This window comes from Paenibacillus chondroitinus NBRC 15376 (assembly GCF_004000765.1).
Classification (GTDB): Bacteria; Bacillota; Bacilli; order Paenibacillales; family NBRC-103111; genus Paenibacillus_E; species Paenibacillus_E chondroitinus.
In genome coordinates, this window is the sequence record NZ_BILW01000006.1 from 160353 (window position 1) to 180017 (window position 19665).

17 protein-coding genes and 1 pseudogene are annotated in these 19665 nt (G+C 45.6%); 8 read left to right on the forward strand and 10 right to left on the reverse strand.

Translation table 11 applies throughout. The features are described 5' to 3' along the window. Positions 1-42 precede the first annotated feature (42 nt). From PCH02S_RS10330 to PCH02S_RS10350, 5 genes are all read left to right on the forward strand, one after another. The gene (locus tag PCH02S_RS10330; RefSeq protein WP_127452619.1) at positions 43-963 is read left to right on the forward strand and encodes a carbohydrate ABC transporter permease; all 921 of its coding nucleotides are present in this window, start codon (positions 43-45) and stop codon (positions 961-963) included. Positions 964-996: 33 nt separating this feature from the next. Beyond that, positions 997-1818, forward strand: coding sequence for a carbohydrate ABC transporter permease (locus tag PCH02S_RS10335; protein ID WP_127452621.1), 822 nt, complete (start codon positions 997-999; stop codon positions 1816-1818). Between the two features lie 97 nt (positions 1819-1915). After that, positions 1916-3697, forward strand: a complete 1782-nt coding sequence (locus PCH02S_RS10340; RefSeq protein WP_164819507.1) for a cache domain-containing sensor histidine kinase — start codon at positions 1916-1918, stop codon at positions 3695-3697. Then, positions 3690-4475 carry a response regulator transcription factor gene (locus PCH02S_RS10345; RefSeq protein ID WP_164819508.1) on the forward strand — a complete coding sequence of 262 codons (786 nt, stop codon included), beginning with the start codon at positions 3690-3692 and terminating at the stop codon, positions 4473-4475. Before PCH02S_RS10340 ends, PCH02S_RS10345 begins: the two co-directional genes overlap by 8 nt. Beyond that, complete coding sequence (locus tag PCH02S_RS10350; protein WP_127452627.1) at positions 4468-5769, forward strand: ABC transporter substrate-binding protein; 1302 nt, start codon at positions 4468-4470, stop codon at positions 5767-5769. Before PCH02S_RS10345 ends, PCH02S_RS10350 begins: the two co-directional genes overlap by 8 nt. Before the next feature lie 259 nt (positions 5770-6028). On the opposite strand, the gene PCH02S_RS35700 is transcribed toward PCH02S_RS10350, so the two are convergent. The 4 genes from PCH02S_RS35700 to PCH02S_RS10370 form a co-directional block, all read right to left on the reverse strand. Next, positions 6029-6319 carry a hypothetical protein gene (locus tag PCH02S_RS35700; RefSeq protein WP_164819509.1) on the reverse strand — a complete coding sequence of 97 codons (291 nt, stop codon included), beginning with the start codon at positions 6317-6319 and terminating at the stop codon, positions 6029-6031. Between the two features lie 146 nt (positions 6320-6465). Next, a complete protein-coding gene (locus tag PCH02S_RS10360) occupies positions 6466-7692 on the reverse strand; it encodes a Ger(x)C family spore germination protein (protein ID WP_127452631.1) in 1227 nt (408 codons plus the stop codon). Beyond that, on the reverse strand, positions 7682-8779 hold the full coding sequence (locus PCH02S_RS10365; RefSeq protein WP_127452633.1) for a GerAB/ArcD/ProY family transporter: 1098 nt from the start codon (positions 8777-8779) through the stop codon (positions 7682-7684). The genes PCH02S_RS10360 and PCH02S_RS10365 overlap by 11 nt, the downstream gene beginning before the upstream one ends. Beyond that, complete coding sequence (locus tag PCH02S_RS10370; protein ID WP_127452635.1) at positions 8776-10329, reverse strand: spore germination protein; 1554 nt, start codon at positions 10327-10329, stop codon at positions 8776-8778. The genes PCH02S_RS10365 and PCH02S_RS10370 overlap by 4 nt, the downstream gene beginning before the upstream one ends. Before the next feature lie 462 nt (positions 10330-10791). Here PCH02S_RS10370 and PCH02S_RS10375 point away from each other — a divergent pair, with 462 nt between their 5' ends. Together PCH02S_RS10375 and PCH02S_RS36385 are read left to right on the forward strand one after the other, a co-directional pair. After that, the gene (locus PCH02S_RS10375; protein ID WP_164819510.1) at positions 10792-11271 is read left to right on the forward strand and encodes a response regulator; all 480 of its coding nucleotides are present in this window, start codon (positions 10792-10794) and stop codon (positions 11269-11271) included. A gap of 352 nt (positions 11272-11623) precedes the next feature. Continuing rightward, positions 11624-11752 (forward strand): annotated as a pseudogene (locus PCH02S_RS36385) (IS200/IS605 family transposase); the annotation flags it as partial. 28 nt (positions 11753-11780) lie between these two features. On the opposite strand, the gene PCH02S_RS10385 reads toward PCH02S_RS36385, so the two are convergent. Next, a complete protein-coding gene (locus PCH02S_RS10385; protein ID WP_127452639.1) occupies positions 11781-12761 on the reverse strand; it encodes an NAD-dependent epimerase/dehydratase family protein in 981 nt (326 codons plus the stop codon). A gap of 241 nt (positions 12762-13002) precedes the next feature. Next, positions 13003-14013, reverse strand: coding sequence for a type I glyceraldehyde-3-phosphate dehydrogenase (gene gap / locus PCH02S_RS10390; RefSeq protein WP_127452641.1), 1011 nt, complete (start codon positions 14011-14013; stop codon positions 13003-13005). A gap of 263 nt (positions 14014-14276) precedes the next feature. Here gap and PCH02S_RS10395 point away from each other — a divergent pair, with 263 nt between their 5' ends. Next, positions 14277-14876: a TetR/AcrR family transcriptional regulator gene (locus PCH02S_RS10395; RefSeq protein WP_127452643.1), complete on the forward strand. Its 600-nt coding sequence runs from the start codon at positions 14277-14279 to the stop codon at positions 14874-14876. Between the two features lie 361 nt (positions 14877-15237). Here PCH02S_RS10395 and PCH02S_RS10400 read toward each other — a convergent pair whose 3' ends face one another. The 4 genes from PCH02S_RS10400 to PCH02S_RS10415 form a co-directional block, all read right to left on the reverse strand. Then, complete coding sequence (locus tag PCH02S_RS10400) at positions 15238-15747, reverse strand: tetratricopeptide repeat protein (RefSeq protein WP_127452645.1); 510 nt, start codon at positions 15745-15747, stop codon at positions 15238-15240. A gap of 396 nt (positions 15748-16143) precedes the next feature. Beyond that, positions 16144-17676 (reverse strand): type 2 periplasmic-binding domain-containing protein, encoded by a 1533-nt coding sequence (locus PCH02S_RS10405; protein ID WP_127452647.1) that lies wholly within the window; start codon positions 17674-17676, stop codon positions 16144-16146. 57 nt (positions 17677-17733) lie between these two features. Next, the gene (locus PCH02S_RS10410; RefSeq protein WP_127452649.1) at positions 17734-18615 is read right to left on the reverse strand and encodes a carbohydrate ABC transporter permease; all 882 of its coding nucleotides are present in this window, start codon (positions 18613-18615) and stop codon (positions 17734-17736) included. A 15-nt stretch (positions 18616-18630) separates the two neighbouring features. Then, positions 18631-19605 (reverse strand): ABC transporter permease, encoded by a 975-nt coding sequence (locus PCH02S_RS10415; protein ID WP_127452651.1) that lies wholly within the window; start codon positions 19603-19605, stop codon positions 18631-18633. Positions 19606-19665: the final 60 nt, after the last annotated feature.

Here is a 19665-nt window from a genome sequence, read left to right on the forward strand (position 1 = left end):
ATGCCTCCCCTTCTACTATTACACCAAGGAGAGGGGCTTCCCATGAACAGCAATGCCTCGCCACAACATATACGCCGGAAAAATAAGATACAAAACAGTCTATTTTTATTATGGTTTATCGGTCCGGCGCTGCTCGTTTACTTGATTTATGTGATTTATCCCATCTTTGCTACTTTTTACTACAGCATGTTTAAGTGGAGCGGGATTCAGACTGAAAAAACGTTCATTGCGTTGCAAAATTACGTAACTCTATTGTCGGATAACGTTTTTTGGATGACGGTTTCTAATAATTTACTGCTGGTTATCGCTTCCGTTGTTACACAAATTCCGCTCGGACTCGTTATGGCGCTTATTTTGTTTGCTCCGCTAAAAGGCATGCGCTTGTTTCGAACCGTGTATTTCCTGCCTTTGCTGATGTCAACCGTAGCAGTAGGTATTTTGTGGTCGCTGATCTACGATCCGATGTTCGGCGTTATTAATAAAACGTTGGAAGCTATAGGGCTCGGCTCGTGGCAGAACGGTTGGCTTGGAGATACGAAAACCGCTTTTATCGCAGTTATCATTACTATTTGTTGGCAGTACACTCCGTTTTATATGATTTTGTTCCGAGCGGCCATTTCCGGAATCCCGACGGACATCTACGAGTCGGCTGGCATTGACGGCTGCAGCGGCTTTAAAAAGTTTTGGCTTATTACGCTGCCGTTAATTAAACCAACGATTATTACTTCTTCGGTTTTATCAGTAATCGGCTCGTTAAAATATTTTGATTTAATCTTTGTCATGACGGAGGGCGGTCCCTCCAGCAGTACAGAGCTCATGGCCACATATATGTATAAGCAAGCCTTTTCCCAATTCAATATGGGATACGCGAGCTCCATCTCATTTACTATGTTTGTTATCGCATTTGTGGTTGCATTGATCATTTTGGCAGCGGATAGATCCCGCGCGAAGGCAAACCAATAGGAATATGACATAGATAAAGAAAGGGTGATCACTATGCCTTCCATAATAAAGTATACAGGGCTTTATTTGATCGCGGCCATTCTGCTGGTTTTTACAGGCTATCCATTTATATATATGATTGCAACTTCTGTGAAAACACAAGAGCTGTTTTTTCAAAGTCCAACTTCTCTCTGGAGCAACTTTGTGTTTGAAAACTATGCGCTCGTGTTCAAGCTCGGAATCGACCAATATTTTATCAATAGTATATTGATCTCGGTGGTTAGCGTGTTTGCCGTTATTTTATTATCGGCTATGGTCAGCTTTCCCTTGTCCCGCATAAGATTCAAGTTGAATCGGCCTATCTACTATGTATTTCTTGCAGGCATGATGATTCCGGTGCATACCACATTGATCCCGGTTTATCTTCTTACAAAGGAAATCGGATTATATGATTCGTTGTGGGCGCTATTGGGGCCGTATATTTCATTTAGCCTTCCGGTTTCCATCATTATTTTGACACAATTCATCCAGGAAATTCCGCGCGAGCTGGATGAAGCGGCTATTATGGACGGAACCTCGCAGCCGGCATTATTTTGGAAAATCATACTGCCACTGCTTGCTCCGGCGCTTGCAACGATAGGGATCTATAATTTTATTCATATATGGAATGAATTTGTTTTTGGCTTGGTGCTTATCACTACACCTGAAAAAATGACACTGCCGCTCGGTTTACGTGCGTTTTACGGTGAGTTTTCCGTTAACATTCCTGGAATTATGGCTACATTGACACTGGGGACCTTACCGCTGCTAATCGCTTATTTTCTTTCCCAGGAAAAAGTGGTCAGAGGTTTATCAGCCGGTGCAGTAAAAGGATAAGTTTCCGATAGATAAATATATGTTGTTTGCAAACCATTCCTATGATGTATACTATGGGGTATGGTTCTTTTTGCTAGGAATAAAGGATGTGTTTAGCATGAACAGGATTATAGGCGCCTTGCAATTGAACCGGACAAGAGTGCAAATCTTACTTGGCTTCCTGCTGGTTATGATGGTTGTCCTGTCCATTGCAGGCGGATTGGTTTACCGTTCAATATCCGAGTTGTTGGTCCGCAATGCCGAATCCTACGTAGGGGAAACGACCAAGCAAGCCAGTGCCCGCTTGGATGCGGTGCTTGCACAAGTTGACACGCTTAGCTTGCTGCTGATGACGGATGCCCGGATCCAACAGTTATTATACAAAGTTAAACAAGGAGAAACCGTAACGGTTGATCAAAAGCTGTCCGTCCGGCCTATTTTGATCAATTTGATGACCTTTTCTGACCTCATTCAGGGCATTGAGCTGTACGCGGGCGATGAGCCGTTTTATCCGTTGGAAAACCAAAATTTATTGGAACGCATCGGCCAGGAGGCTGCTATTTTCGCCAATTTGAAAGAAGGGCAGCTTGTTTGGGCGGACACAAAGCAAAAGGAGAACGGTCACCTTCTCGCTGTGCGGCAAATCCGGTTGGAGGATGACTATCTGGCTGGAGGAGGATACATTGTCTTCCGAATCAGCGATTCACTTCTTGACTTTTTTAACACGGAGTTCTCTTCAATCAAGGGAAGCACGATGCATTTGTACGACCAGCATCAACAGCTTGTCGCATCCAGCTCTCCCTCGCTGCTGACATCGGTCGATCCGTCCTTATTGCTTAGCCCGGCTCCGCAGGGCACTCATGCCATCATTAATATACACGGGACGGATTATCTTAAGATTATTCGCCAGTCAACGGAAACCCACTGGTCCATACTCATGCTTGTCCCAGTAAGAGCGATTACAGAAGGGCTGCTCGTACTCAAGCAGGCTTTGCTTTGGTCGTTAATTGTCGGTGTTGTTTTCTGTCTTCTGCTTTTGTGGATACTTTCCAGTTTTATTACAAAGCCGATCCGCAGGCTCAGAAATAAAATGCGCATTCCGTTCCTCGGGCTGCCGCATCTGAATGAAGAGGTCTATTTTAATTTTGAAATGAATGAGTTGAATATTTCTTATAACAATCTTGTCCGGGAATTGCATCAGCTGGTGCAAACGGTTTACGAAAAGGAACGCCTCAAAAACCAAGCGGAAATCAAGATGCTGCAGGCACAAATTCACCCGCATTTTTTGTTCAACACGCTCGAATCGTTATATTGGACATTGATAGATAAACAAGAGGAAGAAGGCGCCCAGACGGTTATTGCCTTATCCAAGCTGTTCCGGTATACGATACATGCCGCAGACAAAGATGATTGGGTGAGCTTAACAGACGAAATAGAGCACTGCCAGCGTTATATGGAAATTATGAAATACCGCCTCGGCCATCGTCTAAACTGGCAGTTTCATATCGAACCGCTGACCCAAGAAGTAAACGTTCCCAAGCTGTTGATTCAACCATTAATAGAAAATGCGATACAGCATGGGATTGAACCGAAGATTGGGAATTCATCGCTGCTTGTCTTGATACGGTCCGTCGAAAAGGATGGGGAAACCTTGCTAGGTATACAAGTTAAAGATGATGGCGTAGGAATGGAACGGCATGCTCTTGAAGCACTCAAAAACCGATTGGAATCATCCGGCCGGCCGGATACATCTTCCAAATCAGGCATTGGCCTCTTAAACGTACAGCAGCGTATTAAGCTTTATTACCGCAATCATTATGGAATTTACATTCAAAGCAGCCCGGAGCAAGGGACTGTTGTGGATCTATATCTTCCTTACGGAGTTGAACGCGATGTCTGAACTTCCTTGTATTCTTATAGCCGAAGACGAGCTGCCTACCCGAAACGGCATTATGAAAGCGCTACAAACTTGGTCGGAAGGAAAAATCAATTTGCAAGTGGCGGAAAACGGGATGGAAGCCTTCCACTATCGAAAAACAAATCCAGTGGATTTACTGATCACGGATATCCGGATGCCCGGTTTAAACGGGATACAGCTTCTCGAGAGACTGAAGAAGGAAGGCTTGCAGACAAAATCCATTCTGCTTACGGGGTATGCAGAGTTTGAATATGCCAGAAAAGCGCTGACTCTTGGCGCGGTGAACTATATTCTGAAGCCGGTCGAATTCCAAAATTTAATTTCGGCCGTCGAGGAAGCCTTTGAAGAGAACAAGCTGTGGAAACGGGTCAACCATGATTCTTCCTTCATTGTACCTCAGGTGCTTAATGATTCGATCCGTAAGTCTTTAGTCTATATTTCCGCCGAGTTGTGGAATCCGTCTCTTGGGATCAAGGATGTTGCCGAGCATATTCATTTGAACTCCAGTTATGTTTCGGTGTTGTTTAAAGAGGAAACCGGCTATACGTTCAGTGATTACTTGACCCGGCTGCGGCTCTTCAAAAGTAAGGAATTACTGCTTGGAACCGATATGAAAATATACGAAGTAGCCGAACGTACGGGGTTCAGCTCTTCTAAATATTTCGTGAAGGTTTTCCGTGAGGCGGAGCTTTTGACTCCCAAGGAGTTCCGCAATGAACATAAAAAAATGATGAATAAGAGCGGGTTCGGCCATGAATAGAACGCATAAGCTAAACATGTTGATTGCAGCCGTGCTGTTAGTCACTTTATTATTTACTATATACGGCAGGAGGGATGCTCCTAACGTTTCCCAGTCTCCACCGGCAGCGCCTTCTGTTTCTTCGGCCCCGGTAAAGATTACGTTCTGGAACGTCGAGACCAATGACCTTCGTCAAGCTTTATTAAATCAAAGCATCCAAGCCTTTAACCAAACTCATAAGGCTGTTCAGATCGTACCTTATTTTTATGAAGTGGAAACTTATAAAGCCAAGCTTAAACTGTCCATGATTTCTGGAAAAATGCCGGATTTGTTTTATTATTGGACAGGTGAGTCGTTTAAGTATATGGTTGATTCCCAGATTATAGCCGATTTAACCGAGAAAATGCAGGAAAAGCCCGCTTTTATGAAACAGTTTTATCCGGAAGCGCTGCAATATGCTACTTATTATGACCGGTTGTATGGGCTGCCACACACAACCAGTCATGTCGTGTTCTGGTACAACAAACGAATATTCGCTCAATATGGCATTACGCCTCCGCAAACATGGGATGAATTAATGTCGGCTGCGCAGCAGTTATTAAATAACGGAATTCCGCCGTTTACCGTCTCCGGCAAGGAAAGATGGCCACTTCTCAATTGGTTCGCTTATTTGTCCAACCGTATGGGAGGCTCGACTCCTTTTCAGCATGCAATAAAGAAAACAGGTGACTTTACCGATCCCGCCTTTTTAGAAGGGGCTCAGTTATTTCGCGGCCTGATTACGGCAAAAATGTTCGTGCCTGGCTTTTTAGGCTTGGACGGGCCGAAGGCCGAGGATATTCTTTTAAAAGGTGAAGCGGCCATGTATTTGCAAGGCGATTGGGTTGCGGAAAAAATGCTCAGTAATCCGGACATCGGCTATTTCCGCTTTCCGACGGTTCACGGCAAAGGCGATCCTCAAGTCTACTACGGTGGCTATTCCTCAGGCTGGGCCATTTCAGCAAACAGTAATCGGGATGCGGCCTTTGAGGTGCTTTCTTCAATGTTTAGCATGGAAGAGAGGAAGAAGGTTGTTGAGGCGAGCGGGCTGCTCTCTACAGTAAAAGTTATGCCTCTTGATAGAAATAATATGAACCCACTCGTATACGATTTTGTTACCTTTATTGAAAAAGATCCCGTCGATTTTTTCGGTTATTATGACCAAGAAATCGATCCCCACAGATCTCAGCTGTTATTGAATGCTGTAGTAACGATGGCCAGCGCGCCTACGATGTCCCAGGAGGAGATTGAGGATTTATTGAAACAGATCCGGTAATCTGTATGGCATTTAAACCCAATATGTCGAAAATGAATATTTGTTATATGGACAAGTAAGCATTAACGAAATCAAGATACTTAAATGGTTCTTTGACCAATTATCGGATCTCGATGTAACGCTTCACTATGTTGTGCTGTACGCGAAACCAGACACTCTTACCGCTCGACTTCATCAGCGAGGAGATGCGCAATATATCCACCGCTCGCTCTTCCTTCGGAATAAGTTGATGGCTTCACCGGTTAATGAGCCATTCCTGCTAGACACCGATGGTAAGAAGCCGGATGAGCTTGCTGAAGAAATCATAAAAAATGCCGTATTTCGGATACAGGGTTAGAATAATTATTGGTACGCTTAATGCGCTAGTAAAGGCTGAAAGCTCGGATAACAAAGTAGGTGAAGATTCCTCCGCAAGCTGCTTCGCGGACTTCAAGCTGGCTATGGCTTTATTGTGTACCGCATTATGCGCGATAACCAGCTTGATTTTGTATGTGTATTTGAATTGGAGAAAAGAGTGATTTAATTCATTGGCTATTTCAACACCTCCCATACCGTCAAAGGAGGAAAACAGGCTGCGAGGAGTAGAATAAAAGCTCCTGCAGTCTTATTTCCATTTTGCCATGTTAATTTGGCGTAAATGAATGTGTAGTAAGTTAAATAGAGACAAATCGCAACCGTTATGAATGAAATCATGCGTTAATCCTCCTGCTCGATCCGTTGAGGGGCCATTTGTTTACCGAAGCTTTCAATTTTGAGATCATACTTAATATTAACGCTGGCTTCCGTAAATTTCTTTTCCCAATCGTATTGCTCAAATTCATCCATCGTCCAGAATTGTTTCCTTGCTTCGAGGTACCAAATAAAGGGCTCTCCTTGATAGTTCTTCTGGCATTTGGCAACGATACGCTTCGAAGTATTTTCTAACTCTTCCTTAACGGCTTGTTTCAGCAATTTCTGATTGTTAAGGTCTGAAACGTAGTTGACTAAGCTGGGAATGGACAATATTTGCAAGGTAATGGGAATCTCTACATCAACCTCGGGAGGATCTTTTTTAACATTTATCTTAATTTTGCTATTCTTTTCTTTTATTAAACGGAGCGTTATCCGGTAGTTACGGTTTTGTGGATCCGGAAACGATGACACAAAATTGTGGGCGAGTGCCTTCTTCCTAAGCAGAAGGGCGTGCCGCGTCTCTTCCCCAGTCAATGTGCCGATCATGAGCCCGTTTCTTATAACGGCAGAACCCATAATTTGAACCGGATCACCGGCTTTTTGTGGAATTTCACCTGCTTTATAACTATCTTCATCCTTAGAGGACTGGGCAGCAAGACGCTCCGTCGTGCCATAAATGGCGAGAAACAACTCACCATGCACTCTCTGCATGTACCGATTAAGGGTTGCATAAGGTACGTGGGCGGTATCTCGCCATCTTTGTTGCATGAACGCATAGTACTTGTGAGGACGCGTCTCCAGTTTGGGCTTGTTTTTGTGAATGAACTGAGAGGATTTCTCCCGGGATACCACGATATTGATCTCTCGTCGCAATTCAGGATCGCGCATGGAATAGCCCAGAACGTTTGCTAATAGGTTGGATTTAGCCATCTCTTCCGAGATCACAAGTGTCCGCAGGTGGGCAAAGCTTAGTTTGCGAGTGACTACGCTATTGGCTAGTTCTTTCGCGGCTAGGATATCTGATGCTGAAAAGGTGATCGTATCACTCGGCGGTTCATTGGGGGCATTCCCTTTGTCCGTGGAGCCAACTTGCGGATTCGCGATTTGAAAGGTGACATTCACATTATTGTCTTTGGCGGTATCCAGACCAAGTACGACGACATACGCTTGTTCCTCCAGCTCCAGCTTATCCCAACAGCCGCTAAGCAGCAGAGCCATAGGAATGAGGATGAGGGCTGCCTTAAATTTCATTGTTGTGAAGTTTTCCTTTCCATCTGTCCAAGGCCCAGAGCACAAAGGGGAGCGTGAGTAAGAGTAAAGAGGATCCTTGAAGCAGTATTTCCCTAAACGATGTGGAGACGACGATGTTATCGGGCAATAAGCCGGTTAAAAACGCAAGACCACTTAAGGGCAGCAAAAGCGGCTCAAATTCATCGAGCTGGACTGATCTGGCGAACATCACAGCACATAGGTACAACAGGATGGAAAAGTGGAGTACCGTGCTGATGATCCAAAATCCAAAAAAGAGAGCTTCTACGTTTGTAATCATTTGCCCAACGGCGGCTGTTCTTGCTAATTGATGAAAAGGGTAGACCATATGACTCACGGCAGGGTAATCGAATACAAGCACGAACAGAGCGGTAAAAAAGGCGATCTGTACACCGGAGAAACTAAAACCCACTAAGGCGGAAAATCGAAAGTCCTCATAAGATTTAGCAAAGCAGGCAAAGCAAGTCATCAAGATGGCTTCTCCGAAGATGGAGTTATGAGTCGTACCCTTGATGAATACTTGCTTTAAACCAGGACCGGCAATGGGAAATAGTTGTGCCCAATTCATTTCTTGAATAACAAATAAAATCAGGAAAATCACAATGATTTGAATATAGGGGAAGATGAGCCAAGCGGATCTCCCTAAAGTCTCGAAGCCGCGATTTGCAACAAAATAGCAGACGGCAATCAGTGTTAGCAGCAGATAAAAGAGCGGAGTTCTCGGGTAGTACATGCTGTTCACAATATCTACGTAGTTGCGTGTATTCAAAATGGTTGCCGCAAACATGATGAGAAATAATATAAGCCCGACCGCGGCACCTACATATTTCCCCATCAAGGTATGGAGAAGCTCAATTAATCCTTGACCAGGATGTTTGCTTAATAGTCGAAGCAGAACCAATAATGGCATGCTCACGATAAGGCACGAGATGATCGGGATCATCCACGCTGCATTTTTTCCATAGCTAAAAAATAGATCTGGCGTTGTATCAGAAAATTTGATCCCAATTGCGAACAAGACAACAGAGAGGAACTCTCTTTTACCCAACTTTCCGTCCGAGAGCTTCATTGACGCGAATTCCCCTTTGGTTTATTTCCTCTTACCCGATTGTTGGATTTGGCCGTTGCTGGACGAAGCCACATTTTCCATACGGGCGGTCGTGTAATTAAATCATTCGATGAGCGCGTATAAGGAGCGAGCGGCGATAGGAAAGGAACGTCGAATGATTTCAAAGATACGAGATAAGCAAGCAGAGAGATTAGAAATAGCGCCATCCCATAGAAGCCAAGAAGGGCTGAAATTAAGAGCACTACAAAGCGCAACACGCGCACGCCGAAATTAAAGTTAATTTCGGGAATTGCGAAAGAGGACAAGCCTGTTAGTGCAACTACAATGACCAAGATCGGGCTGATAATGTTGGCGTCCACAGCTGCTTGGCCAAGAATTAATGCTCCGACGATACCAATTGTAGGCCCCATGACAGTAGGGATCCGTATGCCAGCCTCGCGAACTAATTCGAACGCGATTTCCATGATGAGCACCTCCAATAACGCGGGAAAGGGTACCCTCTCCCGCGTAGCGGCAATGGCCAATAATAAATCCGTATGGATCATTTCTTCATGAAAGGTACTTACGGCTACATAGAAAGAGGGAAGCAACAGGGCGACCATAATGGCCAAAAGGCGTACCAAGCGAATAAAATTGCCATAAGCCCATCGAGTATACATATCTTCAGCCGTTTGGAACAACGCCCAGAAGGTAACCGGTACAACTAACGCGTAAGGAGCGTTTTCCATTAAGATTGCAATGTGTCCATCCAAAATAAACGAGCATGCGCGATCAGGGCGCTCAGTTATGATCGTAGAGGGGACGATTGAATAAGGTCTTTCCTCAATATGCTGCGCCAAGATGGATAACGTTTGAACAGAATTACCTCCAACCTGGGTAATCCGATCTTTGACTTTAAGAACCAGATCGGGGTTCGCGACATCCTTCAAATAGACAAGTGAGAGCGGATTTTTTGAACGTTCATCGATGACAACCGTTTCGAAGATCAGATTCTCATTCTTGATATGTTTCCTAAGCAAAGAACGGTTCGTATAGGCGGATTCAACAAACGCTTCCTTTGGTCCGATAAGGACATTTTCGTTTTGAGGGGGAGAAATCGAGCGTGTTTCAAACCCAGGGGTATCCATGCTTAAAGCTTCAGATGACCCCTCAAACAAGATTAAGGTGTTTCCGTTAAATAAAGAATTCAAGCAATCGCGAAAGTCATGCAAGGGATATCCCGTTGCTGTCGTCAGCGCTCCTCTCAGAAGACTTTTGGACAGATCATCCAAAGAAGGCAGGACGAGCGAGGGATCGAGTAAAGGCTCAATGATGTGCTTTTCAATGGTATGGGTATGGGCTGTCCCTTCGATAAAAAAGATCACTGCTTCGCTATTCAGAACAGGGATGTAAATTTCCCGCACTTTTAATGAATTGTTCTCGGGATACGAGAAGGCTTCTTTAAAAGCATTAACGTTAACGGATAAATCCGAGGATAGCGAATGGAAAACATTTTCCTCTCGGTTCTGTGCATGATGTTTTTGCTGCAGTAATTTATTTAAAAAGTTCATACATCCTTGGCTCCAAACATTCGTTGGTTTGGATATTTTGCCCAGTAAAGGATTCGCTATGCGTGAAGGGGGAGGAACCTGCGATCAAATTGCTAAAAAGCTGATGTCTACTTAAAAAAGCCGGATGTGATTATAGACGGTTACTCCAAAAATAGCTGCGATTAAGTAACGACCTCATCGACATATGGGAGGAGTTCATACCCAATGAAGGTAGCAGTGAAACATTGAACTTTGCATATAATCTACCTCTTATTCACTAATGACAACGTTATAGGTAAAGGATATTTGTTTTATATAGGGAGGACTGACATGAGAAAATATATTTCCAATCGCTCTATCATTGACACTGAATGGTCATACTTTTCGAGGAAAATAACTACTTCGGGCCATTCGACTAAACACATAAAATGCGATAATAGCTACAGGCATAGGTTTTAAGGTTCCATAAAGGGGTGTGGAGCGGTGAGTCATATCAACAGAGTGTTGCTTGTAGAACCATCGAAAGAGCATAGGGAGCGGATCAAGTATCTGCTGGAGCTGGATCCGCTATTTGAGGTCGTAGCGGAAACTGGCTGCGGAAGGGATGCGATATCACTAGCCGGTTCATTAAAGCCGGAGGTTGCGCTTGTTGCGGTTGAATTACACGATATGAAAGGTATAAAGACCATTCAAGAAATGAAAAAGATGAATCCCCAAATGATAGTCGTATTGCAAGCGGAAAGCGCTGACGTTGGGCATTTTTTTGAAGCTCTGAAAAGAGGTGCACAAGGTTACTTGCTCAAGTCGCTGCATCCAGCTTCCTTTCACGAGTATCTGAGATCACTCGTGATCGAGGATGTGACTCTGCCGAGAGAGCTCGGATATCAAATTTTAAAGCAATTTGTTACCGAGAATATCCCACATGGCATACGTCCCCTTCTTAGTAGGAAACGGCAGCATTAAGAAATCTGTGTAGAGGATTCAACAATCAAAGAAATCGCCGATCGGTTAGTAATACCGGAAGATACCGTGAAGCTCATACTGATGACCAGAGCATCCTTCCGCAATAATCGTGCCGCTAGCCCTATTCACGCTTGTTTGGGATGGACGAATCAAATTAAAAAGCATCGCGCATTGCTCGATGGACAATGCTTTAATGATGGATCGATATTACTAATTTGAATAATTCTGATATAAACCGGCAAAGCCCACGAGAAATCGTGGGCTTTTTTTCTTGTAAAAGAAAACCCCTGCTAACCGCTACCAATTCACATGTTGGTTAGTATCCCGCAACACTATGAATGGGAATCGATAATTCTGGTGCAGAGGGTACTTCGTGGAAACGGTCGGGCGATATAAGAAAGTGATTGAAGAATACATCCTTAACCAGTTGGGGGAGGACAAAAATTATGAACAACTCACAATGAAAGAGCTGCTGGACCCGCGATTGCCGTCGTTCGCCCTCCAAAGCACTATCGTCGAGCAAAGGGTTCCTCATAGCATTGCAAGCCGGCGTCGCGCAAAGTTCTTCCGACATAGCCCAACTCTCGACGTGCAGCGGTATCGTTGACTGTGAACTCACGCCCGATCATGCGTATCATCGAGCGTGAGATCGGCGGATCGCCGTCTTTCCGCGTCAAGGCCCAGATAGTGTCGAGCAGCCGGCCAATGGCAGAGGCAATCCAGTAGGGCATAGAACGCAGCTTATCGATGGACAGGCCCTGCAAGTTCGCGAGCGAGGAGACGAATTCACGGAAAGTCTGCCCTTCCTGGTCTTTGATGAAGAAGGCATGACCGCCTTCTCCGCGTTCAAGAGCGCATTGTATGGCTTCGACCACATTATCCACGTGGCAGGTTGCAAAAGCGTAGTCTCCGCGGTCGATGAAGGCGAACTGTCCAGATCTGACTGCTTCGGGAAGCGCTCGACTAAACGGATCACCAGGTCCCCAGATAACAGGTGGGCGGAGCGCGATGGTGCGAAAGCCGGGTTTGTTGGCTGCCAGAACCAATGGCTCGGCCCTTGCCTTGCTCGCCAGGTAGGCGGAGAAGTGGTTCGGGTAAGTTGGCGCGCTTTCATTGGCGTCGCGGATCGGCGTACCGCCATTATCCATGAGGATCCCCGCCGCGCTAATGTAGACAAATGTCTTCGCACCGGCGGACTCAGCCGCCTTCAACAAGGTTACGGTGCCATCGACGTTGGTACGGAAGAAGGGTTCGCGAGGCCCTGAGAAGCGGAACAGGGCGGCCGCGTGCACAACCGCATCAATCACCGGCAATATGAGTGGCGTGTTGCTTTCGAGATCCGCATCGACTGGCGTCGCACCCATGGACTTGAGTTTGACTTGAGATGATGTGGAGCGTGTGAGAGCGAAAATCTCGTGACCGTCCTCCACGAGCTTCGTGATCAGGCGGCCGCCGAGCAGACCAGTGCCTCCCGTGACGAGAATTTTCATTGTGTTCTTTCCTTTCTGTTCGGGAATTAGGATGGACCGTATGGCAACCTATGAATCTACTGTATTTTCTTATAGTGTTACACACCATCTTGATAGCAGTATGGATAAAATAGCGTACGGAAAAATAATAAATCCGGCTTGACTTGCACTCAAACCAAAATGCTTCAGTAGTAGCATTTGCGGCAACAAAAAAAGCGTGGCGAAGTTGCCTTCTTTGCATCTTTTGATTTTGGGAAGTTATTTACCTAGCTAGTTTAGCGAAGTGCTCCAGCGTGCGAACCAATTGGGCTGTGTATGACATTTCGTTATCGTACCAAGCTACCGTCTTGACCAGTTGTTGGTTTCCAACCGTTAGAACTTTTGTTTGGGTAGCATCAAAAAGGGATCCGAATGTCATACCCTTTATATCGGAAGATACGATCTCGTCTTCTGTGTATCCGTAGGTTTCTGGATCAGAGGCTTCTTTCATGGCGGCGTTAACTTCTTCGGCTGTTACCATTGTGTTCAAAACGGTAACGAGTTCAGTCACGGAACCTGTTGATACAGGTACACGTTGAGAGGCCCCATCCAGTTTGCCCTTCAGTTCTGGAAGAACCAGTCCAATGGCTTTAGCAGCACCAGTCGAATAGGGAACAATGTTCTCTGCAGCGGCCCGTGCTGCGCGGAAATCGTTTTTTGGATTTGGAGCGTCAAGGGTGCTCTGGTTGCCTGTATAGGCATGAATGGTCGTCATTAACCCGGATTGAATGCCAAACTTGTCGTGCAGAGCTTTAGCCATGGGAGCTAGACAGTTCGTTGTGCAGGAAGCGCCGGAAATAACAGTTTCCGCTCCGTCCAGAATCTCATGATTTACGTTGTATACGATTGTTTTCATGTCGCCTGTTGCCGGGGCGGAAATGACGACTTTCTTGGCGCCGCCCTTTAGATGCAGCTCCGCCTTTTCTTTGGTGGTAAAGAAACCTGTGCATTCGAGCACAATGTCTACGCCAAGCTCGCCCCAAGGGATTTCTTCAGGGTTACGGTTAGCAAGTACCTTAACTTCTTTATTGTTAACAGTGAAGGCTCCGTCATGCACTTCAATTTCACCATGAAAAGTACCTTGCGTTGTATCATATTTGAGCAGATGAGCTAACATCTTAGCGTTGGTAAGGTCGTTAATCGCCACAACCTCCACGCCTTCCACATCTTGAATTCGGCGAAAAGCGAGTCGTCCGATCCGTCCAAAACCGTTAATTCCTACTTTTACATTCATCTGCAAGTCCTCCTATAAGTTCTATTTATTTATTTCAAACAGGCGTATGTCTGCCATGAAATCAAAAAGAAATCAGTTCTTCCATGGTTTATCTTGCGTGCTCAAATTTAAGCACAGAGTGGATGACTCGACTATTTCCTTCAGAACCGGCTTGTTGTACAATTAAAGATACCGATCGGTATCTTTATTATACCAGGATTTAAGTGATTGACAAGGTTTCGGTCATAAAATTATATTAGAATAAATTTTTTTCGGAGGAGACCATGAAAAAAGGAGATCGGACACGAGAACACATCATTATGAAATCGGCTGAAATTTTTAACCAGAAAGGATTTGCCGGTACATCGCTAAACGATATTATTGCCGATACCGGAATTAAAAAGGGAGGTATTTATCGACATTTTTCCAGTAAAGACGAGATTGCGCTTGAAGCCTACAATTACGCTGCCAGTTTGGTCACCAGAAAATTTTCTGAGGCGGTTGATCAAGAGCAGTCCGCGTCAGGTCGGTTGATTGCTTTTTTTCGTGTTTATGAAGATGTTGTCAACAATCCACCATTTATTGGCGGATGTCCCATGCAAAATACGGCTGTAGAATGTGACGATACTCATACAGAGCTTCGTGATCGAGCAAGGCAAGGGCTGAATGCATACTTGGATATTATTAAAGGTATTATTCGTGATGGGATTGAAACAGGGGAGTTTAAGGAAGATCTGGATTCGAATGCGCTTGCTTCATTTGCAATCTCCTTGTTGGAGGGAGGCATTATGCTCAGCAAGTTGGACGGTGATAACAAGCATATGCAAATGAATACAGCAAGCTTCTCAATCTATTTGCAGCAATGTTGCTTAAAGATCCGTTAGCCCGATGGTAAAAGGCAAAAAATAACCCAAGAAAGGATTCGAACAAACATTACGATCCCTCGAAATTATTCGGTTTCCTCACTCAAGCTCATGAATTCGCAGGATTTCATAGTGAAGTTAGATTAGGCGAAGGAGAGAACGAGGAGCTTTCCGCTGGGGGAATTAGAAGAAGCGTGCGCAAACAAAGGTGAAGTGCCCATCACCCATAATGTTCCACATGTGCACATCTCCACTGCACCCTTCTAGATGGGCTTTTTTGAGGCTTTTGACCTCATGCGTAACCCCATCGTACTGAGGCGCTCGTTATAAGAAACGGCAGCGGGCATGTTAGCTGCCGTTTCTTAACTAACGGAAAATATGTTCATTCAGCTGTTTCATCAAGGTCTTCATTGTAAGCCAATATCCCGCGTTTAAAATAATGTAGCTTTTCGTCTGTAGTAGTTTCCATTAGATTGGTCACCAAAAGTTCAACGCTTTCCTTATAGTTTTGGCTATTGTACAGCGCCAAGGCAAGAAATACTTGAATTGCCCTGTTCTTTGGAAATTCCTTCACGCCTCTACGTAGAGTTTCCACAGCTTTTTCGTATTCTCCCAAGTAGCGATATGTACTCCCCAGCCCCATTAGGCATCTTTCTAGATCAGCAGCAGACAGGCCTAATTCAAGTGCTCGCACATAGAATGGAATAGCTTGACGTCCCATGCCAGAATTGTCATGAGCGATTCCGTTTTGGTAGTTGATCTCTGCATTATCAGGGTATTTTGACAATAGTTCTAATAATTGTGCGCGAACCTCGCTTAAGATTGCTTGATCTTGTTTGGCTCGCCCTTCTTCGCGCCGTTCAATCAATTTGCTTAAATCGTTAATTGTCATATGATCACCATCCTATGTTGGGTAGTCTATTAATTTAAGAACATCTTAACATAAGCTTGGTACGCATTGAACGAATGGTTAATACAGCCGTATGGTTATAAATTACGTTATAAAAATTCATGTTGGTAAATCGTATTACTCCTTTCCAGAACGTTCAAAGCTTAATCTTTAAATTTTAATTCCGCAACCCGACCTTTCAGCAAAAGTCATAAGCCTTATGTGCATGGCCCGTCTCCGTGAGAGCTTTGCAGGCAACTGCGGCTTGAAATAGGTAGGGTCTGCAATGGCAGGAGGCCTCTTCGACAACAGCTGGAGAAACAATAGAAGAAGGCGTAGACTTGCTGCACTTGCATAGGACAAAGAAGGCAGGACGCCCGGTGGGGTCCTGCCTTTAGCTTATCTGTTATTATAAGCCTCGGTCATTTCTTGAATAATTTTCTGAACGGTCGGATCCGCTTTCGTCTTAGTGACGAATGCATCCCAAGTTTCCAAAGATTCCTTGCCCATAATGACTTTGATTTTCATATCTTGAATTTTCTTGTTGAGATCCGGACCATTGGTCAGGTTCGTTTGTGAGATTAAGCCATTGGCGACATTTGGCTTACTGAACGCACTGCGATCATCGATAATTTTCTTGCTGCGATCATAAAACTCTTTCGGGATCCCGTTATAATAGGCGCGCTGGTATTTATCGTATTTCTGGATCATTTGCTGCAAATTATTCGTTGTGTCCGGCACATTGTCGGTTTTCGCTTGCTCCGTGGCCACCTTGAAGCCATCTTTGACGGTGTAATGTTTGTCCGGTAAGCCGTACAAAGCCAAATCGGCGACATCATCCTGGTAGGCGCGATCCATGAAGGCCAGAAGTTGCTTCATTTTCGCTTCGGGAACCGTCTTCGGAATCACATACATCCCGAAATTCCCCGGATCCTGGCCGGCGAATTTGTTGCCCTCGGGCGTTGTCAAATACGTCAGCGGATAGGAATCTGCTTTGGGATCTATTTTACGCATCGCATCGGTATATAACCACTGCGGGTTCAGCGCTGAACCAAGCGCACCGGCCTTGCCGCCCATATACTGCTCGCGAGCTTGCGAGTTTTTGATCACGGCAAAATCAGGTGTGAGCACTTTCTCATCATAAGCTTTTTTCAGCCATTCCAACGCTTTCCGTTCCGAGGGCTCTAGATAAACAGGAGTCATCTGACCGTTGACCAGCTTCCAATAGCCGTTGTTGTTGTTAAAGACGTCTTCAATCCAGGTGTATAAACCCATGCCTTCAGCGTCCACTTGACCGGTTAACCCAACGGTATCCGCTTTGCCGTTACCGTCAGGATCGTTCTCCTTGAAAGCTTTCAGCACGGTATACATCTCATCCATGTTCTCCGGCACTTTGAGGCCTAGCTTATCCAGCCAATCCTTTCGCACATGTACGCCCCAAGAGCCTTCGAGCGGTCGGGGGCGTGGAATCCCGTAGTTTTTTCCTTTAATCTTGGCGTTATCCCAAACCGTATTAGGGAGGGAGCTTAATGTTTTGTAATCTTTAATGTAGGGTGTGATATCCCAGAAGGCGCCGGAGGTGGCCATTTGGACGACTTGGGAATCGAAAATGTTCATAACCAGACTGAGGTCGGACAGATCGCCGGAGGCGAGCATGACCTTGGTTTTCTCGGAATACGTATTGACCGGCACCCAAGTTATGTTCAGAGACGTATTGGTTTTCTTTTGGATTTCCTGAAGAATCGGGTTGTTGGGATCGACAGCTTGGGCACCCTGCTGATTGGTGAACATAGAGATTTTCAATGGGCCTGAAGAAGTAGCTGCCGGCTGAGAGTTAGCCTCTTCTTGGCCTGAACTGCAGGCGGTTAGCGTAAGAATGGCTGTAGCAGTTATAAGTGTACATTTGGATAGAAGTCTGATGTTTGTTTTCATTGGAAATACCCTCCCATAGTTAGTTTACCTGATTTCTTCACGCAGCATCACCCTTTATCAACCTTTAATGGAGCCGACCATCACTCCCTTGGCAAAATGTTTTTGGAGCAGAGGGTACACGATCAGAATAGGGACGGTAGCGATCACGACCGCAGCCATTTTCAAAGTATCGGTCGGAATTGGGATCTCCCCGGACATTTGGTTTGCGATTTCCCCGGAGGATGAGGAAGAGGAATCAATTAACAGCATCTGCAAGACAATCTGTAAAGGACGAAGCTCCGGTTTCGTGATGTAGAGCACGGCCGAGAAGAATGTGTTCCAATACGCCACGGCATAAAACAATCCAAAAGCCGCAAGCGAAGGAAGCGATAGGGGAAGAATAATCCGGAACCAGACGCCGAGATCGGAGGCACCGTCGATTTTGGCCGCTTCTTCCAATTCATCGGGGATGCTGTCAAAGAAGCCCTTCATCAGGATGACATACCATCCGCTGGTGAGTACGGGAAGGATCAATGCCCAAATCGTGTTGATCATGTGTAGATCCCGGACGACCAGATAAGGCGGAATAATGCCAGGATTAAACAGGGTCGTCATTAGAATTGCAATGAGGAGAATCCGTCTGCCTTGAAGGCGCTTTCGGGAAAGCGCATAGGCGCCGGCAGAAGTTACGATCAAGCTGAGTGCTGTGCCAACAGTAGCCAGAAATAAACTGATACCCGTTGCTCTCGTGAACACATTGTTGGAGAGCAAGTAGCGGTATGAGGTCAGTGTCCATTTCTCCGGCAGCAGAATAATCGATTTCTGCAGGTATTCAATGGGCGAGGTGAACGAAACCGCAGTGACATAATAGAAGGGGAAAAGCATGATCATGGCGATGAGGATCAAGACGCTAAGAATCGTCCCCTCGAACCATTTATCGGACAAGGTGCGTTGGTTCATGGCAAGATCTCCTTTCTAGTAAATGCCGTCTTCACCAAATTTTTTGGCAAGACGGTTGGTAAGGACAACAAGGATAACGCCTACAATTGATTTGAAAAGACCGACTGCCGTGCTGTAGCTGAACTGAGCCTGCTGGATGCCGCTGCGGTACACGTACGTATCGAAAACATCGGCAACATCGGAGACCGCACCGTTCATCATGAGATAGACTTGTTCAAAGCCGACATCCATCATATGTCCGATCCGTAAGATGAGCAAAATGATGATGACGTTCCGAATGGCCGGCAGCGTGACATGCCAGATTTGGCGAAGCCGTCCAGCGCCGTCCATGCGGGCCGCTTCAAATAGCTGTGTATCAACGGAAGCGATCGCCGCGAGGAAGATGACCGTCCCCCAGCCAACCTCCTTCCAGATGGACTGCAGCGTTAGCAGCCCCCAGAACATACTCTGACTTGTGAGAAAGTCGATTTTCTCGTATCCCATCGCTGCGATCAGTTTATTGATAAAACCGCTTGAAGTGGAGAGCATGAGATACGTAATGCCGACGATGATGACCCAGGACAGAAAATGCGGCAAATAAATAATGGATTGAATGATGCGTTTGACCCAATCTTTCCGGACTTCATTCAGCATGAGCGAGAGCAGAATGGGCATGGGGAAAAAGAAAATAAGATTCAGTAAATTAATGGCAAGCGTATTGCGCAGCAGCTGAAAGAAGCTGTCGTTGCCAAAAAAACGTTCGAAATGTTCAAAGCCTACCCAGGGACTTGCCCAGAAGCCGACGTATGGCGTGTAGTTCTTAAAGGCAATTAAGATGCCCCACATCGGAACATATTTGAAAATCAAGAAAAACAACAGCATGGGGGACGCGATGAGATAGAGCATGTGATCTCGCTTTAATCCTTGCCATGTGCGGCGCCATCTGGATACCGGGGGGGCGGTGATCAGGATGTGCTCGCCGTGGGAAGCTAGTGGCACTGTTTTGGACATATAGGTCTCACCTTTCTGTGGGGTGGATGCGGTGCTTATGGGATCACTATAGGTTGAGCC

Coding starts and splice junctions, on each gene's coding strand:
- PCH02S_RS10330 (WP_127452619.1), top strand. CDS start 43: ATGAACAGCAATGCCTCGCCACAACATATACGCCGGAAAAATAAGATA.
- PCH02S_RS10335 (WP_127452621.1), top strand. CDS start 997: ATGCCTTCCATAATAAAGTATACAGGGCTTTATTTGATCGCGGCCATT.
- PCH02S_RS10340 (WP_164819507.1), top strand. CDS start 1,916: ATGAACAGGATTATAGGCGCCTTGCAATTGAACCGGACAAGAGTGCAA.
- PCH02S_RS10345 (WP_164819508.1), top strand. CDS start 3,690: ATGTCTGAACTTCCTTGTATTCTTATAGCCGAAGACGAGCTGCCTACC.
- PCH02S_RS10350 (WP_127452627.1), top strand. CDS start 4,468: ATGAATAGAACGCATAAGCTAAACATGTTGATTGCAGCCGTGCTGTTA.
- PCH02S_RS35700 (WP_164819509.1), bottom strand. CDS start 6,319: ATGGGAGGTGTTGAAATAGCCAATGAATTAAATCACTCTTTTCTCCAA.
- PCH02S_RS10360 (WP_127452631.1), bottom strand. CDS start 7,692: ATGAAATTTAAGGCAGCCCTCATCCTCATTCCTATGGCTCTGCTGCTT.
- PCH02S_RS10365 (WP_127452633.1), bottom strand. CDS start 8,779: ATGAAGCTCTCGGACGGAAAGTTGGGTAAAAGAGAGTTCCTCTCTGTT.
- PCH02S_RS10370 (WP_127452635.1), bottom strand. CDS start 10,329: ATGAACTTTTTAAATAAATTACTGCAGCAAAAACATCATGCACAGAAC.
- PCH02S_RS10385 (WP_127452639.1), bottom strand. CDS start 12,761: ATGAAAATTCTCGTCACGGGAGGCACTGGTCTGCTCGGCGGCCGCCTG.
- gap (WP_127452641.1), bottom strand. CDS start 14,013: ATGAATGTAAAAGTAGGAATTAACGGTTTTGGACGGATCGGACGACTC.
- PCH02S_RS10395 (WP_127452643.1), top strand. CDS start 14,277: ATGAAAAAAGGAGATCGGACACGAGAACACATCATTATGAAATCGGCT.
- PCH02S_RS10400 (WP_127452645.1), bottom strand. CDS start 15,747: ATGACAATTAACGATTTAAGCAAATTGATTGAACGGCGCGAAGAAGGG.
- PCH02S_RS10405 (WP_127452647.1), bottom strand. CDS start 17,676: ATGAAAACAAACATCAGACTTCTATCCAAATGTACACTTATAACTGCT.
- PCH02S_RS10410 (WP_127452649.1), bottom strand. CDS start 18,615: ATGAACCAACGCACCTTGTCCGATAAATGGTTCGAGGGGACGATTCTT.
- PCH02S_RS10415 (WP_127452651.1), bottom strand. CDS start 19,605: ATGTCCAAAACAGTGCCACTAGCTTCCCACGGCGAGCACATCCTGATC.